The 15,084-nt window shown below is 59.8% G+C and carries 19 protein-coding genes; 14 read left to right on the top strand and 5 right to left on the bottom strand.

The window, feature by feature from the left end; translation table 11 throughout:
- Window positions 1-23: 23 nt before the first annotated feature.
- Window positions 24-986 carry an IS110 family transposase gene (locus tag K1X80_RS22725; protein WP_076965387.1) on the bottom strand — a complete coding sequence of 321 codons (963 nt, stop codon included), beginning with the start codon at window positions 984-986 and terminating at the stop codon, window positions 24-26.
- A gap of 328 nt (window positions 987-1,314) precedes the next feature.
- Here K1X80_RS22725 and K1X80_RS22720 point away from each other — a divergent pair, with 328 nt between their 5' ends.
- From K1X80_RS22720 to recX, 10 genes are all read left to right on the top strand, one after another.
- The gene (locus K1X80_RS22720) at window positions 1,315-1,881 is read left to right on the top strand and encodes a phage tail assembly protein (RefSeq protein ID WP_057958624.1); all 567 of its coding nucleotides are present in this window, start codon (window positions 1,315-1,317) and stop codon (window positions 1,879-1,881) included.
- A gap of 128 nt (window positions 1,882-2,009) precedes the next feature.
- Entirely contained in the window at window positions 2,010-3,374 is a 1,365-nt protein-coding gene (locus tag K1X80_RS28325) for a tail tape measure protein (protein ID WP_233093245.1), read from the top strand.
- Window positions 3,374-3,757, top strand: a complete 384-nt coding sequence (locus K1X80_RS22710) for a phage tail protein (RefSeq protein WP_115128871.1) — start codon at window positions 3,374-3,376, stop codon at window positions 3,755-3,757. Before K1X80_RS28325 ends, K1X80_RS22710 begins: the two co-directional genes overlap by 1 nt.
- On the top strand, window positions 3,750-3,962 hold the full coding sequence (locus K1X80_RS22705; protein WP_057439355.1) for a tail protein X: 213 nt from the start codon (window positions 3,750-3,752) through the stop codon (window positions 3,960-3,962). Before K1X80_RS22710 ends, K1X80_RS22705 begins: the two co-directional genes overlap by 8 nt.
- A 9-nt stretch (window positions 3,963-3,971) precedes the next feature.
- Window positions 3,972-4,982, top strand: a complete 1,011-nt coding sequence (locus tag K1X80_RS22700; RefSeq protein WP_057439356.1) for a contractile injection system protein, VgrG/Pvc8 family — start codon at window positions 3,972-3,974, stop codon at window positions 4,980-4,982.
- Window positions 4,983-4,999: 17 nt separating this feature from the next.
- A complete protein-coding gene (locus K1X80_RS22695) occupies window positions 5,000-5,551 on the top strand; it encodes a glycoside hydrolase family 19 protein (RefSeq protein WP_216311861.1) in 552 nt (183 codons plus the stop codon).
- Window positions 5,542-6,045, top strand: a complete 504-nt coding sequence (locus tag K1X80_RS22690) for a lysis system i-spanin subunit Rz (RefSeq protein WP_057958627.1) — start codon at window positions 5,542-5,544, stop codon at window positions 6,043-6,045. Before K1X80_RS22695 ends, K1X80_RS22690 begins: the two co-directional genes overlap by 10 nt.
- Window positions 6,046-6,126: 81 nt before the next feature.
- Window positions 6,127-6,627 carry a CinA family protein gene (locus tag K1X80_RS22685; RefSeq protein ID WP_032858393.1) on the top strand — a complete coding sequence of 167 codons (501 nt, stop codon included), beginning with the start codon at window positions 6,127-6,129 and terminating at the stop codon, window positions 6,625-6,627.
- An 83-nt stretch (window positions 6,628-6,710) separates the two neighbouring features.
- Entirely contained in the window at window positions 6,711-7,769 is a 1,059-nt protein-coding gene (gene recA, locus K1X80_RS22680) for a recombinase RecA (protein ID WP_029295312.1), read from the top strand.
- A gap of 8 nt (window positions 7,770-7,777) precedes the next feature.
- Complete coding sequence (gene recX, locus K1X80_RS22675; RefSeq protein WP_057439357.1) at window positions 7,778-8,245, top strand: recombination regulator RecX; 468 nt, start codon at window positions 7,778-7,780, stop codon at window positions 8,243-8,245.
- A 107-nt stretch (window positions 8,246-8,352) separates the two neighbouring features.
- On the opposite strand, the gene K1X80_RS22670 is transcribed toward recX, so the two are convergent.
- Both K1X80_RS22670 and K1X80_RS22665 read right to left on the bottom strand, forming a co-directional pair.
- On the bottom strand, window positions 8,353-9,465 hold the full coding sequence (locus K1X80_RS22670; protein ID WP_169989565.1) for a TIGR00730 family Rossman fold protein: 1,113 nt from the start codon (window positions 9,463-9,465) through the stop codon (window positions 8,353-8,355).
- A gap of 355 nt (window positions 9,466-9,820) precedes the next feature.
- Complete coding sequence (locus K1X80_RS22665; protein WP_057439359.1) at window positions 9,821-10,255, bottom strand: PA3611 family quorum-sensing-regulated virulence factor; 435 nt, start codon at window positions 10,253-10,255, stop codon at window positions 9,821-9,823.
- Window positions 10,256-10,447: 192 nt separating this feature from the next.
- On the opposite strand from K1X80_RS22665, the gene K1X80_RS22660 reads away from it, so the two are divergent.
- The 3 genes from K1X80_RS22660 to K1X80_RS22650 all read left to right on the top strand — a co-directional run bounded on the left by K1X80_RS22660 (window position 10,448) and on the right by K1X80_RS22650 (window position 12,409).
- Window positions 10,448-11,158, top strand: a complete 711-nt coding sequence (locus K1X80_RS22660) for a tRNA-uridine aminocarboxypropyltransferase (RefSeq protein WP_057439360.1) — start codon at window positions 10,448-10,450, stop codon at window positions 11,156-11,158.
- 162 nt (window positions 11,159-11,320) lie between these two features.
- Window positions 11,321-11,968: a response regulator transcription factor ErdR gene (erdR, locus tag K1X80_RS22655; protein WP_057439361.1), complete on the top strand. Its 648-nt coding sequence runs from the start codon at window positions 11,321-11,323 to the stop codon at window positions 11,966-11,968.
- Between the two features lie 72 nt (window positions 11,969-12,040).
- Window positions 12,041-12,409, top strand: coding sequence for a diacylglycerol kinase (locus tag K1X80_RS22650; RefSeq protein ID WP_170060130.1), 369 nt, complete (start codon window positions 12,041-12,043; stop codon window positions 12,407-12,409).
- Here the strand turns inward: K1X80_RS22650 and K1X80_RS22645 are convergent.
- Window positions 12,406-13,332 (bottom strand): LysR family transcriptional regulator, encoded by a 927-nt coding sequence (locus K1X80_RS22645; protein WP_032858383.1) that lies wholly within the window; start codon window positions 13,330-13,332, stop codon window positions 12,406-12,408. The two genes, K1X80_RS22650 and K1X80_RS22645, sit on opposite strands and share 4 nt — an antisense overlap.
- A 126-nt stretch (window positions 13,333-13,458) precedes the next feature.
- Here K1X80_RS22645 and fpr point away from each other — a divergent pair, with 126 nt between their 5' ends.
- Window positions 13,459-14,238, top strand: coding sequence for a ferredoxin-NADP reductase (gene fpr / locus K1X80_RS22640; protein ID WP_024073760.1), 780 nt, complete (start codon window positions 13,459-13,461; stop codon window positions 14,236-14,238).
- Window positions 14,239-14,386: 148 nt separating this feature from the next.
- Here the strand turns inward: fpr and tsaA are convergent, their stop codons facing one another.
- Window positions 14,387-15,082, bottom strand: coding sequence for a tRNA (N6-threonylcarbamoyladenosine(37)-N6)-methyltransferase TrmO (gene tsaA, locus K1X80_RS22635; RefSeq protein WP_120734068.1), 696 nt, complete (start codon window positions 15,080-15,082; stop codon window positions 14,387-14,389).
- Between the last annotated feature and the right edge of the window lie 2 nt (window positions 15,083-15,084).

The following is a 15,084-nucleotide window of genomic DNA, read 5'->3' as shown; positions in this document are numbered from 1 at the left end:
AGGCACGGCCAGTGTGGGAGATTCTATGGTTTTGGGGAAGCCCCCAAAACCGCTTTTGACTGGTATTCGCTCAGGTTTTTCATGAGCGAAAAGGCGATGCGCGCCAGCTTGCGGCCAATGATGACCAGGGCTTGAGTCGTTTTCAGGCCCCTGGCCAGATAACCCTCGTATAAAGGTTTCCAGGCTTCTGACCTGATACCTGCTGACGCCGCGTTATGCAGCAATCTGCGTATCTCTGAATCTCCCTTCTTGCTCAATGAGCGGCGTCCGCTCATTTGCCCGGAATCGGATACTCTCAAGTCCATTCCCAAGAACGCGATGTAAGCGTCAGCACTTTCAAATTCTCCTCGCTGAAACGCCATTACCAGGGCAACCGCTGTCAGAAAACCAATGCCCTCGACGGCTTGGCAGCGCTTGACCTGATGCAAAAGCCCCGCCTCAGTAACAGCATCTAATATCCTTTTCTCAATGAGCCCCTCATGCCTATCAAGACACGCTGAAATGCTCTTGGACGAGGCCTTGAGTGATGGCTCGCCCGCCCAGCTCTGATTCAGTGCAACACGCATTTTCACCAGCGCTGCGCGTCGACGCAGCAAGCTTTGAAGCTTGGTATAAATCTTCGGCGGCGGATTCCAGGCGCGTAAATCAGCCTGTTCATTCTTCAAGTAGCGAGCCAGCAACTGCGCATCACTGAAGTCTGTTTTAGCGCGACCACCTGTGCCTTTGCGGTAATGGCTAAGGCGATATCCATCAATCACGTAAACGATATGGCCCATCGAATGAGCCAAATTGACGGTATCCACGTGATAGATATTGGTGGCTTCAATTGCGATGGCGCTGCCCGCAGGCAAAGACTTCAGCCATGCCTTCAGCTCGCTTTTCTTGTTCGATACGATCTTTGTTTCAGCAGTTTCACTTTGATAAACAACTACTTCGGCTTTAGCGACATCCACTCCAATGATTGATTGCGAGACAGTCATTGCCATGAGAAAAGCTCCGGGTTAGGGTTTACGGGCTTGTCGGGGCTTCACCGTTGCGCTGGCTTGCTTCTATCGTCGGTCATGGCCGATGCATTCCTTATCGGCGCTTTGGTGAAGGGGTGGGACGAAGTCTCCCACGGTCTGTACTGGCTAGAGTCAGATGCTGGCTTTTAGTCCCACCACCCCTACAAGTCTAACCATACAAGCTGGCTTGCCTGCGATAGCGGTCTACCAGTGACAAATGAGGCTGCTGACACAGCGCGATCGCAGGCCAGCCAGCTCCCACATTGACCGTGTCCACGTGTTCAACATTGTTCATCAAGGAATTTCGCCCATGGCCTGGAAGCCACCCCTGCATATCCTGCTGGCGCCCATCACCGCCGACAGCGGTGCGACGATCGAGCAGATCCAACTCAAACCCTTGTTCTACGCCCCACAAAAACAGGCCCTGGCCCGTGCGGGCGACGATGAGGACGACCAGTTCTTCGAGCTGGCCAAACTGGCCACCGGCCTCTCGGAAAAGGAACTCGACCAACTCAAGCGCCCGGACTACGTGAGCATCGTCCAGTACGTGCACGACCTGTCGACGCGCCCGGCTTCGTTCTTTCTGGAAGGTTCCACCGAGCCCGGCGAGCAAGTGCAACTGCTGCTGCCACTGGAAGTGGCCGGCCGCGTATTGACCAGCGTCACCCTGGAAATGCCTGCCCTGCGTGCCACCAAAGTGATGAAAAAACTCGCCACCAACAAAGAGCGCGCCGAGTTCATTACCTCGCACTGCACCGGCCTGATGATCCCCGATCTGGACGGCCTGACGGTGCCTGATTGGACGGAATTGCAGGAGCGCATTGACGATTTTTTAAACAAACCGGCGGACTTCTTTCGCAGCGCGACATCGAAGTAATCCTCGACGTTGTACCGCTGGTTTACTCGGTAAACGAAGCGGAAATCCTCGAATGGGATGCCGCAAAAGCATTGCGCCGCTACGACATCGCGATCAATCGCCTTGGCGTCAAATAGGAGTAGAGCGAGATGCAAGACCCTCGATATACGCTCAAGCTCGCCGACGAAGACAAACGCTGGATGACCTTTCCCGCACTGGCCGAAAGTGGCGCCTTGCAACTGCCGGGCCTGCTTGAAGCACAGGACGAAAGTCTGGTTGGCGCCTCCAGTGTGGGCGGCGCAACCGAGCCGCCGTCTGAGCTGAGCCTGGCCCTGGCCAACGCCAGCCTGCATATCCACGCGTTGACCGAGGAACAGGTGCGCCTGCGCGAGAGCCTGGAAACCCTTAATGGCACCCTGTTTATCACGGGTGGGCCGCTGGGCGGCACGGTCGCTGAAGCCATGACCAGTGCGCCGCAAGCTGCGTCCGAAGACAAGGCCTCGGCGACTGAGTCCTGGTTGAGCAAGAGTTCCAAATGGGTGGGTGAAAGCTTGCTTGATACGGTCAAGAGCCGGGTATCGGGCAAGGTAGTCGATGCAACGCTGGGCAAGTTGCCCTACGTCGGGAAATTGTTCCGGGACGATAGCAAGGACTGCTGCTGCCCAGGCGCCAGCGAACCCTTGACCGGGCGGGCTCGTTACGGGCCCAAAGGGTCACGAAAAACGGTGAGGCAAAACGGCACTGGCCGCACAAGCCCACCGATGCCGAGAAAAACCTCAGGGACCGGCAGGAGCGCCACTGGGCCCATGGCAATCATGAGGAGCCTGGGCGAGCGCGCAGGCAAGGTGTTTGACGGCCTGAAAACGGGGTTCCTGGCGCGGGTGACTTCCGTAAGCGCCAGCCTGCGAAGGGTTTCTACCCGTGGGTTGAGCGCAGGCAAGGCGTTGCTATTAAAGAGTGCATCAGCCCTCGGCCTGCGCAAGGCCCGAGCCTCCCGCCTGGTCCCAACCCTGAGCCGGCTGGGGTCTATCGGCGTGCGCAGGTTGACGCCATTGCGCTCCGCCGATGCCGCCATCAACGTCGTCCAGGGCGTGCGCAGCGGCAACATGCGAGCCGTCGGCAGCGGCCTCGGTACCGCCGGTGCCGCATGGGCCGGCGCTTCTGCCGGAGCGGCCCTTGGCACCCTGGTATTCCCTGGCGTGGGCACTGCGGTGGGCGGCGTTATCGGTGGCCTGTTGGGCGGCGAGGGCGGTAACTGGCTCGGTGAAAAATTGTTCGGCCCCAGTGACCGCCTGCCATCGCCCGATGCCGTGAGCAAAGAGCTCAACAGCGCCCGCTCGGACAACGTCCAGGTCACCCTGGCGCCGAGCATCCAGATCACCGGCGTCAACCCTGCCGACGCCCAGCAGGTGGTCGACCGGGTCCTGCAAAGCCTGCAAAACCAATGCGTGCCGATGCTCAGCGATTCACTGGCGGTTCGGCGCAATGCGGCACTGACCGACGGAGGTGATTGATGCGACAGCAGATGGTGTTGGGCGACTTTATTTTCGGGCTGTCCCGAGGGTTCGCCTATTCCGCGCTCCAGCGCAGCAGCGATGGTGGCTGGGGCGACCTGGAGATTATTGCCAGCAAGCCCCAGTCGCGACAGAACGGTCAGAAGCTGGAAAAACTGACCTTCAATGGAACCGCCATGGCGGCCGTCGGCATGCAGCGCCTGGACCAATTGCGCGCCTTGCAGGATGCACGGGCACCGCTGCCGCTGGTCGATGGCATCGGCCGCAATTGGGGGTTGTGGCGCATTACGGCGGTCACGGAAAACCAGGCCAGTGTGATTGATGACGGCACTGCCATGGTGATCAAGTGGACGCTGGTGCTTGAGGAATTTATCAATGCGTAGAGTCCGAAGTATTGCCGGTGATTCGGTCAACCTGCTGCTCTACCGTGAGCTGGGGCGGTGCGATGACGCGGCCGAAGAAACCCTCTGGCGCTTGAACCCCGGGCTTGCCGAGTATGGCCCAGTGTTGCCGGCGGGCATCGGGGTAATCGTGCCCGAGATGGACGCGCAACCGGGTGTTGCAAAGCCGGTTTCGGCCTGGGATTAAGGAGGCAACATGGCAATGGGATTTACCCCGGTCGTGGAGATTTATGGCGCCAACGCGGCCTTGATCAACCCACGGCTGATGCAGTGGAAGCACACCGACGCGGCGGGGATCGAATCCGACCGCCTCGAACTGACCATCAATATCGAGGGCCTGGAAGGCCTGCCGAGCCTGGGCGCCAAGATCGGTTTGCGCGTGGGTTACCGCGAGTCGGGGCTGGTGGAAAAAGGCGAGTTTGTGATTACCCAGCGCACGCCTTACCTGTTTCCCATGCGCCTGGTGATCGTGGCCACGGCGGCGCCGTTCAGCGTGATGGACCAGAGTGGCTACCGCCAGCGCCGTTCCGCCAGCCATGGGCCCACGACCCTTGGAGCGCTGTTTCGCCAACTGGCGACGCGGCATGGGTTTTCGCCCAGGGTGGCGCCGTCGCTGGATGGGATTGCGATTGATCATATCGACCAGTCCAACGAGACGGACATGGGCTTTATCACCCGCCTGGCCGGGCGTTACAACGCGGTGACCAAGCCGGTCAACGAGCTGTATGTGCTGGCGGAAAGCGGCCAGGTCAAGTCGCTCTCGGGCCAGCAACTGCCGGATGTGCGGCTGTCGGTGACCCATGACAACCGTCCCGGCGAGCAGGCGTTTATCAGTGCCCGGGTTGATGAAAATGCGCGGGCCAAATACCAGGGGTGCCGTGTCAGTTGGTGGGATGCCGCGGCCTCTCGCCAGCGCGTGGTCGAGGTGGGGATCGCGCCGTTCAAGACGTTGCGCCAACGGTGCCAGAGTGAAACCGAAGCGCGCTCAGTGGCACAGGGCGAGTTGCGCCGGGTGGGGCGTGAAGGTTTGAGCATCACCATCGACTGCCCTGGTAACCCGTTGCTGTCCGCCGAAGGCCTGTTGTTGCTGGATGAAACCTGGCCGGGCTATATGCAGGGGCGCTGGTCGATTGACAAGGTGACCCATGTAGGCGACACGACGACGGGGTATCGCAGTTCGATCATGGCCCGTGGATTGGCCTCTTAAATGGTTGGAGATCAAGGATGATCACGCTGACGCAGTTGCAACAGATCCTGCCTAACGCCCGCGCCCAAGCGGGCGTTTTTATTCTGGCGCTGAACGCCGCCATGCTCCATCGACACATCACCGGGCCTAAGCGGATGGCGGCCTTTATCGCCCAGGTCGGGCACGAGTCCGGCGAGCTGCGTTACGTGCGTGAACTGGGCGGCGAGCACTACCTGAGCAAATACGACACGGGCGCCTTGGCTGCACGCCTGGGCAACACTCCCGACGCCGACGGTGACGGCCAGAAGTACCGGGGCCGCGGCTTGATCCAGATTACCGGGCGACGCAATTACCTGGCCTGCAGCCGGGCGCTGTTTGGCGATGAACGTCTGCTGCATTTCCCCGAACTGCTGGAGCAGCCGCAATGGGCGGCCGAATCCGCCGCCTGGTTCTGGCACAGCAATGGCTTGAATGAATTGGCCGACCAGGACCAATTCACCACCATCACCCGCCGTATCAATGGTGGCCTCAACGGACTGGAGCACCGCCAACATCTGTGGGAAAAGGCGAGGGCGGTGTTATGCCGTTGAGCGGGCGCATATGGGCGGTTGCCCTGCTGATGGCTATCTCGGCGGCAGCCAGTTGGCAGGTCCAGGCCTGGCGTCATGGCCTGGCCTTTGAGCGCCAGGCCGCACGGCATTCAGCCCTGCTCAACCGGCAAAGCCAGGAAGCACAGGGCCAATACCGGGCCGAACAGGATAGGCGTCGGGCGTTGGAGCAACAGCTTCACGCCAGCGATCAACAACACACGCGGGAGTTGAGCGATGCACAGCGTCACCAGGTTTATCTGCGCGATCGGTTGGCCACTGCTGATGTGCGCTTGTCAGTCCTTCTCGACGCCACCGACCCCGCCAATGGCCGCGCAATGCCGGCCACCGCCGCCGGCAGCGTGGTTCATGGAGCCCCGCGAGGTCGACTTGACCCGGCGCATGCTCAACGAATTATCGGCATCACCGATGCCGGCGATAACGGACTGATCGCGTTGCGGGCCTGCCAGGCGTATGTAAGTGCCATCACCCGGTAATCTGTTGAAGCCGTCTGCTGCTTGCGTGGCCGATGGGCTCCTGTAGGGTAGGCAAACCCCCGCACTTTCCTGGAGACGACCGTGAAGGAAATTACCCAACTCGCCGCCGAACTTGGCCGACGTTTGCAGGTGCTCAATGCCCACGTCACCACCGCCGAATCCTGCACCGGTGGCGGCATCGCCGAAGCCATCACCCGTATTCCGGGGAGTTCGGCCTGGTTCGAGGCCGGGTATGTGACCTATTCCAATCGCCAGAAGACCCGTCAGCTCAATGTGCCGGAAGGGTTGTTTCCCAAGGTCGGCGCGGTGAGCCGTGAAGTGGTCGAGGCCATGGCCCGGGGCGCCCAGGAAAAAAGCCTGGCGCGGTTTGCGGTGGCGGTCAGCGGCGTGGCGGGCCCCGATGGCGGCTCGCCGGACAAACCGGTGGGTACTGTCTGGCTGGCCTGGGGTGTCGGTGACGAGGTTACGGCTGAGTGCCAGCACTTCCCCGGCAACCGCGACGAGGTCCGCCGACAAACGGTAAAAGCCGCATTAGAGGGGCTGTTGCGACGAGCTGCAGCAGAAATAGAAAATCAGGGGTAGGCGATCCCCGATCTTTATGGAACAATACTGTCTACTTATACAGGTGTTGGCCGTCAGGCCTTATTGATTACGTGAGGACTTTAATGGACGACAACAAGAAGAAAGCCTTGGCTGCGGCCCTGGGTCAGATCGAACGTCAATTCGGCAAGGGTGCCGTAATGCGTATGGGCGATCACGACCGTCAGGCGATCCCGGCTATTTCCACTGGCTCTCTGGGTCTGGACATCGCGCTCGGCATTGGCGGCCTGCCAAAAGGCCGTATCGTTGAAATCTACGGTCCGGAGTCTTCTGGTAAAACCACCCTGACCCTGTCGGTGATTGCCCAGGCACAAAAAATGGGCGCCACTTGTGCGTTCGTCGATGCCGAGCACGCCCTGGATCCTGAATATGCTGGCAAGCTGGGCGTCAATGTCGACGACCTGCTGGTTTCGCAGCCGGACACCGGCGAGCAAGCCCTGGAAATCACCGACATGCTGGTGCGCTCCAACGCCATCGACGTGATCGTGGTCGACTCCGTGGCAGCCCTGGTACCAAAGGCTGAAATCGAAGGCGAAATGGGCGACATGCACGTCGGCCTGCAAGCCCGTCTGATGTCTCAGGCGCTGCGTAAAATCACCGGTAACATCAAGAACGCCAACTGCCTGGTGATCTTCATCAACCAGATTCGGATGAAGATCGGCGTGATGTTCGGTAGCCCGGAAACCACCACCGGTGGTAACGCGCTGAAGTTCTACGCTTCGGTCCGTCTGGACATCCGCCGTACCGGCGCGGTGAAGGAAGGTGACGAGGTTGTCGGTAGCGAAACCCGCGTCAAGGTTGTGAAGAACAAGGTGGCTCCGCCATTCCGTCAGGCTGAGTTCCAGATCCTCTACGGCAAAGGTATTTACCTGAACGGCGAGATGATCGACCTGGGCGTGCTGCACGGCTTTGTCGAGAAGTCCGGTGCCTGGTATGCCTACAACGGTAGCAAGATCGGTCAGGGCAAGGCCAACTCGGCCAAGTTCCTGCAGGACAACCCGGATATCGCGGCGACCCTCGAGAAGCAGATCCGCGACAAGCTGCTGACCCCGGCGCCAGACGTCAAGGCAGCAGCCAACCGCGAACCTGTTGATGACATGGCAGAAGCCGACGCTGATATCTGAGTCCAACGATGACAGTTGTACTCGATACGCTGGTTGCCGTACGGCGTACGGCAATGGACCTGCTCGCACGACGCGAGCACGGTCGTGTCGAGCTGACGCGTAAACTGCGTCAGCGTGGCGCCCCTCCCGAAATGATCGAAACAGCCCTCGACCGCTTGACGGAAGAGGGGCTGCTTTCCGAAGCCCGTTATCTCGAAAGTTTTGTTTCCTACCGGGCACGCTCGGGCTACGGCCCTGCGCGGATTCGTGAGGAATTGAGTCAGCGGGGCTTGCAGCGCGCCGATATTGAACTGGCGTTGCGTGAGTGTGGCATCAGTTGGCAAACGCAACTGGAGGACACCTGGCGTCGCAAGTTTGCCGGCCATCTGCCGATTGATGCCCGTGAGCGTGCCAAGCAAGGGCGCTTTTTGAGCTATCGCGGGTTTTCAATGGAGATGATCAGCCGCTTGTTGAGCGGTCGAGATCTGGACGACTGATTCTTCGGCAAGCGGCGATCAAAGGGGCTCGACAGCTCCCACATAAAACAGCACTAAAACAAAAGGCCCGCTATGAAAATAGCGGGCCTTTTTTGCGTTTTACGGCCTCACGCCGGTTCCGGCGCTACGCGTTGCTGTGTTTTACCCTGGGCTTGGGCCCAGTTCTCCGGCAAGTTGATGTAATCCACCAACTCCCGCAACCGCCCCTGATTACGCCCGGTGAAGTTGAACACCAGTCGCGTCAGGTGGCTGAAGTGCGCTTCATCGTGCTCTTCGCCCCCATAGGCCAATTGCTGGAAGTCATCACTCAGCCGCAGGTCAGCGAATGCCGTCTGTATATGCGCCAACGCACGCTCGCTGAGAGGGTGGTTCATGCGCACCACAAACTGGCGTTTCAACCAGCGGGTGGAGTGGAAGTTCGCGTAGAACTGGTTGATTTCGTTCACTGCCTCTTCGGCGCTGTGCACCAGGCGCACCAGCTTGAGGTCGGTGGGCAAGATGTAGCGGTTGGCCTCCAGTTGGTTGCGAATAAAGTCCAGGGCGCCTTGCCAGAATCCACCGCCGGGCTCGTCCAGCAGTACTACTGGAACCAGCGGACTCTTGCCGGTCTGGATCAGGGTCAAGACTTCCAAGGCTTCATCCAGGGTACCGAAGCCACCCGGGCACAGCACCAACCCATCGGCTTCCTTGACGAAAAACAGCTTGCGGGTAAAGAAGAAGTGGAACGACAGCAGGTTTTCCGTGCCATCAATGGTCGGGTTGGCATGCTGTTCAAAGGGCAGGGTGATATTGAACCCCAGGCTGTGGGCCAGCCCGGCGCCTTCGTGGGCGGCAGCCATGATGCCGCCGCCGCCACCGGTGATGACCATCAGATCCGAACGGGCCAGGGCCGCGCCCACTTCGCGGGCCAGGGCGTAGAGGGGGCTTTCCACTGGGGTGCGGGCCGAACCGAAGACGGTGACCTTGCGGCGGCTTTTGAACTGTTCGAGCACACGAAACGCGTGGTCCAGTTCATTGATTGCTTTCAAGGTGATCTTGGCGTTCCAGCGGTCACGGTCGTCCTGGGCCATGCGCAGCACGGTGAGGATCATGTCGCGATACAGCGAAATATTCGGGCTACTGGGGGCAATCAGGTTGAGTTGCGCTTCGACCTGCTGGGCGAGGTCGGTCCCGTTTCCTGGAAAATGACGATTCAGCAGGTCATTCGGTTGATCAGGCATTCAGCTTCTCCTTCGTTACAGAGCCCCGGCGTCTTATTGCAGGCTGCTGACGGCGACGAAACAGGCTCTGTATGTTCCTTGTGATTAAAAACCTTTGCACTGCAAGTCGCGCGAGGGCAACCTTTTTTGCCCTGGAAATGTTACCGGATGGCTCGATCATGAGCCCCTAAAGTCTTGTCTGGCAATAACTTAATAGGGATTGATCAAGGTTTTGCAGGAAGGGTTGTGGCAAGGAGGCTTGTCTGCCGTTGGGCTGCGTAGCAGCCCCCCTGAGGTCTGGCAGATAGGCCGACAACTCAGGTTCCAGGGCTGCTGCACAGCTCAACAGGGGCCATGTTGGCGCTTGGGGAGGGACTTACTTTTTCTTCTTGGCCGGAGCCGGGCAATCCGCTTCGACGAACTTGACCGACGCCACCGGGCGGTTGGTCTTGTTTTCGGTGATTTCGTAGCGCATCACCGCTCCCTTGGCCATCAATTCGCGATAGCCTTTATTCAGGCAGACGCTCTGTCCCAGCTGGAAATACACGGCCTTGGGGTTGGCGCGCATCTGTTCGGCGCGCTCTGGCAGGACGCTCAGGTGGTCAATCAGTTGCATGCCTTCGACGGTGTAGGCCACTTCCAGGGTTTGTTCATCAATTTCCCTGGGCAGGTCCTTGTTGCTTTCTGCCGCGACGCTTTGCAGTTTCTTGTTCATTTGCAGCTCCACCAGGGAGGCTGCCTGGGCGCCTACGGGTAATACCAGCGCCAGGGCGACGGTCGGGGCGGCAAGACGCAACATAAGACGCAGCATGAAACTCTCCTGATTCGGTTACTGGTCCATAGACCCGTCACTGCGCTATGCGTTCAGTGGCGCGGGATTATAGGTGACCTGTCGCCGCGACGGCCAGGCGTATTGGTTGGGCGGCTCTGGTAAACTGCCGGCACTTTTGCTGCCCCGAGTTTTGCCCGTGTCGATTTTCATCGTTTCACAACGGCACCCGCTATGAGTCATGCGGTCTTCCGTCTGCGTACCCAACGCCTGGCCCGTGCCGTCAGCCCTTTTGTCGCACGCGGCTCGCGTGCCGAACGTTGCCCCAGATGCCGGGTCATCCCCGAATACTGCTTGTGTGCGTGGCGCCCCAAGGTTCAGGCCAGGTCGGCCATGTGCCTGTTGATGCATGACGTGGAACCGATGAAACCGAGTAATACCGGTTGGTTGATAGCGGATGTAATCGACGATACAAGTGCTTTTCCCTGGGCGCGCACGGCCGTCGAACCTGAGCTGCTGGCGCTGCTGGCCGACCCGCAATGGCAGCCCTATATCGTCTTCCCCGGCGAGTTTGTAGCGCCGCAGCGGGTGGTCAGCGAGGTCAAGGTGGCGGATGGCAAGCGTCCATTGTTTATCCTGCTGGACGGCACCTGGAGCGAAGCGCGCAAGATGTTCCGCAAGAGCCCTTATCTGGAGCACCTGCCGGTACTGAGCCTGGAACCGGAGCAGTTATCGCGCTACAAGTTGCGCCGCTCCAAGCGCGATGACCATTTCTGCACTGCCGAAGTGGCTGCCTTGTGCCTGGAATTGGCCGAGGACCAGCAGGCTAGCGAAGTGCTGGACGCCTACCTGGATGTTTTCAGTACCCATTACCTGGCGGCCAAGTTCCAGTTGGCGCTGGATCCGACGGACAGTGTCCATACCCGTCTTGCACCTTATCTGTAGGACTTCGCGGCCAGATGACATTTGCATGATGGCACTGCATCGCCTGAGCCGGCTAAAATGCCATCAAGCGTAACTGTTCGTGACAGCCGCTGGCTGGCACCTCGTACGTTGGTGAGCACCGAACCCATCGGTACTCCCATAAAAAACAGGATCATTTAATAAATGGCCACATACGAAATCCTGATTGCCGATGACCATCCGCTGTTCCGTAGCGCGCTGCACCAGGCGGTTACGCTGGAGCTGGGCGTGGATGTACGCCTGGTTGAAGTGGGCAGCATCGCTGAACTGGAAACCCAGCTCACTGACAAGACTGATTGGGATCTGGTGCTGCTGGACCTGAACATGCCCGGCGCCTACGGGTTTTCCGGCCTGGTACTGTTGCGCGGGCAATATCCGCAGATTCCGGTGGTGATGGTGTCGGCCCAGGAAGAGGCCGACGTGGTAGTGCGCTCTCGTGAGTTCGGGGCCAGTGGCTTTATCCCCAAGTCCAGTTCCATGGAGCAGATTCGAGCTGCGGTACGTACGGTGCTGGACGGTGATGTCTCATGGCCGCCCCAGGCATTTGAAGAAATCAACGTGTCTGCCGAAGCCAAGGCCGCCCAGGAAGGGCTCGCCAGCCTGACGCCCCAGCAGTTTCGTGTGCTGACCATGGTCTGCGAAGGCTTGCTGAACAAGCAGATCGCCTATGAGCTGAGCGTATCCGAGGCGACCATCAAGGCGCACGTCACCGCGATTTTCCGTAAGCTGGGCGTGCGCACCCGCACCCAGGCGGCGCTGCTCTTGCAACAGCTTGAGTCAATTTCCCATTAATAGAGCGGTGCTGTTCACGCTTTTTTGACTTGACGTGCTCTAGCTTCCTTCCATCATTTTTTGCTCAGTTGCCTGCCTATGTCGCCGTTCAAGGGTCAAACCGGTATCAAACGTATCTTCAACGCCGGGGGCTATTCCCTGGATGGTTTGCGTGCGGCTTTCACCGGCGAGGCGGCCTTTCGCCAGTTGGTCCTGCTCAACGTGATCCTGATTCCGGTGAGCTTCTTCCTCACGGTCAGCCGCGTAGAGCGCGCACTGTTGATTGCCGTGTGCCTGCTGGCGCTGATTGTCGAGTTGCTCAACTCGGCCGTGGAGGCGGCGATTGATCGGATTTCCCTGGATCGCCACCCGCTGTCGAAAAACGCCAAGGACATGGGCAGCGCCGCGCAATTCGTGGCGCTGACCATGATCACCGTGGTGTGGGCAGTCATCCTGATCTAGGCGATATTCGGCAGCACGATCTCGTCACTGCGCTGTACCCCGGCGGTAAAGGCGCGGCACAGCTCGAGAAATTCGCGCATGGCCGAGGTCTGGTACTTCTGTTTATGCCAGATAAAGTAGAACTGCCGGGCCAGGTCCAGGTCCGGGGTCTCCACCGGCACCAGGCTGCCGCGCCGGAACGCATCCCGTAGTGCCAGCCGGGAAATGCAACCAATCCCCAATCCCGACTCCACTGCGCGCTTGATCGCCTCGGTGTGCTCCAGCTCCAGGCGAATATTCAGCGCGCTGCGATGATGGCGCATAGCCTGATCAAACGTCAGGCGCGTCCCTGAGCCCTGTTCCCGCAGGATCCAGGCTTCATGGGTCAACTGCTCCATGGTCGCCTGCCCGCGCAGGGCCAGGGGGTGCTGGGGCGCGCAGAACACCACCAGTTCATCCTCGACCCAGGTTTGCACCTCGATGTCCGGGTGGCTGCAGTCACCCTCGATTAGACCCAGATCAATTTCGTAATGCGCGACCTGATGCACGATATGTGCAGTGTTCTGTACATGCAGCTTCACCTGGCTCTCGGGATGCTGCTGCATGAAGCTGCCGATCAGCAGCGTCGCCAGGTAATTGCCGATGGTCAGGGTGGCGCCGACCGCCAGGGAGCCGAAGCCGGACTTGCCGTTGAGCAGGTCTTCGATTTCCTTGGCCTGGTCCAGCAGCGCCACCGCCTGGGGCAGCAATTGATGACCCAGGGCATTGAGGCTCAGGCGTTTACCGGCGCGGTCGAACAATTGGCAGCTGGATTGGCGCTCCAGCTCGGTGATCGAGGTGCTGGCGGCGGATTGAGATAAGGCCAGAAGGCCAGCAGCGCGAGACACGCTTTCCTGCTGGGCGACGGCGACGAAGACTTGCAGTTGACGGAGAGTAAATCGCATATCTATATAACCGATAACCCTTATCTTAATAATCCAGTTAACAGATATTGTCGCCGCCATTAGAATACTGTGCAATTGCGCACCTATCATTTTTGGCGCTGACCCATTTCCAGGAGTTCCCCGTACATGAGCAACATGAACCACGAGCGTGTCCTCAGTGTTCATCACTGGAACGACACTCTGTTCAGCTTCAAGTGCACCCGCGACCCGGGCCTGCGCTTTGAGAACGGTCAGTTCGTGATGATCGGCCTGCAACAGCCCAATGGCCGCCCGCTCATGCGCGCTTACTCCATCGCCAGCCCGAACTGGGAAGAGCATCTGGAGTTCTTCAGCATCAAGGTTCCGGATGGCCCGCTGACTTCCCAATTGCAGCACTTGAAGGAAGGCGACGAGATCATCATCAGCAAAAAACCGACGGGCACCCTGGTGCTGGACGATTTGAAGCCGGGCAAACACCTGTACCTGCTCAGCACCGGTACGGGCCTCGCGCCCTTTATGAGCGTGATCCAGGACCCGGAAACCTACGAGCGCTTCGAAAAAGTGATCCTGTGCCACGGCGTGCGTTACGTCAACGAAGTCGCCTACCGCGAGTTCATCACCGAGCACCTGCCGCAGAACGAGTTCTTCGGCGAGGCGCTGCGTGAAAAGTTGATCTACTACCCGACCGTGACCCGTGAGCCGTTCGAAAACGAAGGCCGCCTCACCGACCTGATGCGCAGCGGTAAGCTGTTCAGGGATATCGGCCTGCCGCCGATCAATCCTGAAGACGACCGCGCCATGCTGTGCGGTAGCCCGAGCATGCTCGACGAGACCAGCGAAGTGCTGAACAGCTTCGGCCTGAAGGTTTCGCCACGCATGCGTGAGCCGGGTGACTACTTGATCGAGCGTGCGTTCGTCGAGAAGTAAGCGCGACTATAAAAATGTGGGAGCTGCCCGGTGGGGGAGCTGGCTTGCCTGCGATGGCATCACCGTGGTGTAGCTGATACACCGAGGTGCCTATATCGCAGGCAAGCCAGCTCTCACACTGGCCAGCTCCCATATTTGTTTTTGGCGTTTATTCGGCCGCAACCACTTCAAGCACGCAAATCACCCCAGCCTCGGGATAGTGCCAACGCACGTCCACATCCCAGAACCGCACACCATACTCGCGCTCCGGCCCTGGCGTCTGATACGCCGGCCGGGGGTCCTGTGCCAGGCACTGCTCAATCAGCTCCACCAACGGCTCGCCAAGGCGCTGGGCGTGGCCTTGTGCCTGGTGCAGCGCGGTCTTCAGCCACTGCACGGGAATCAGCTGTGGCGCGCTGCTTGCGATGCGGTTGGTGGCCGTGTCGATGATGTCGGCATAAGGCACATACGGCTTGATATCCAAGACCGGCGTGCCATCGAGCAAGTCGATCCCGGAAATCCACAGCCGGCCCGGCTCCACCTTGTCCAGCTTCACCACCGACTGGCCGATGCCATTGGGGCGATGGGTCGCACGGGTGGCAAATACGCCCATGGACGTGTTGCCACCCAGCCGCGGCGGGCGCACTTTCAAGCGCGGCTTGTCTTCCAGGGCCTGATGAAACAGGAACAGCAGCCACACATGGCTGACCTGCTCCAGGCCCTGTACGGCCTCGCCCTGGTCGAACGGCGCCACCAGCTCCAGCAAGCCCCTGGCGGCGGGCGCCAGTTGGGGTTGGCGCGGGATGGCGAACTTCTCCTTGAAGCAGGAGCGCACGAAACCTACGGGTGAGACGTTGTAGTTCATGG

The sequence above is a fragment of the Pseudomonas sp. So3.2b genome, assembly GCF_019464415.1.
GTDB lineage: Bacteria > Pseudomonadota > Gammaproteobacteria > Pseudomonadales > Pseudomonadaceae > Aquipseudomonas > Aquipseudomonas shahriarae.
The sequence above is the reverse complement of the archived record's forward strand: the minus strand, read 5'-3'. Positions and strand labels throughout refer to the sequence as shown.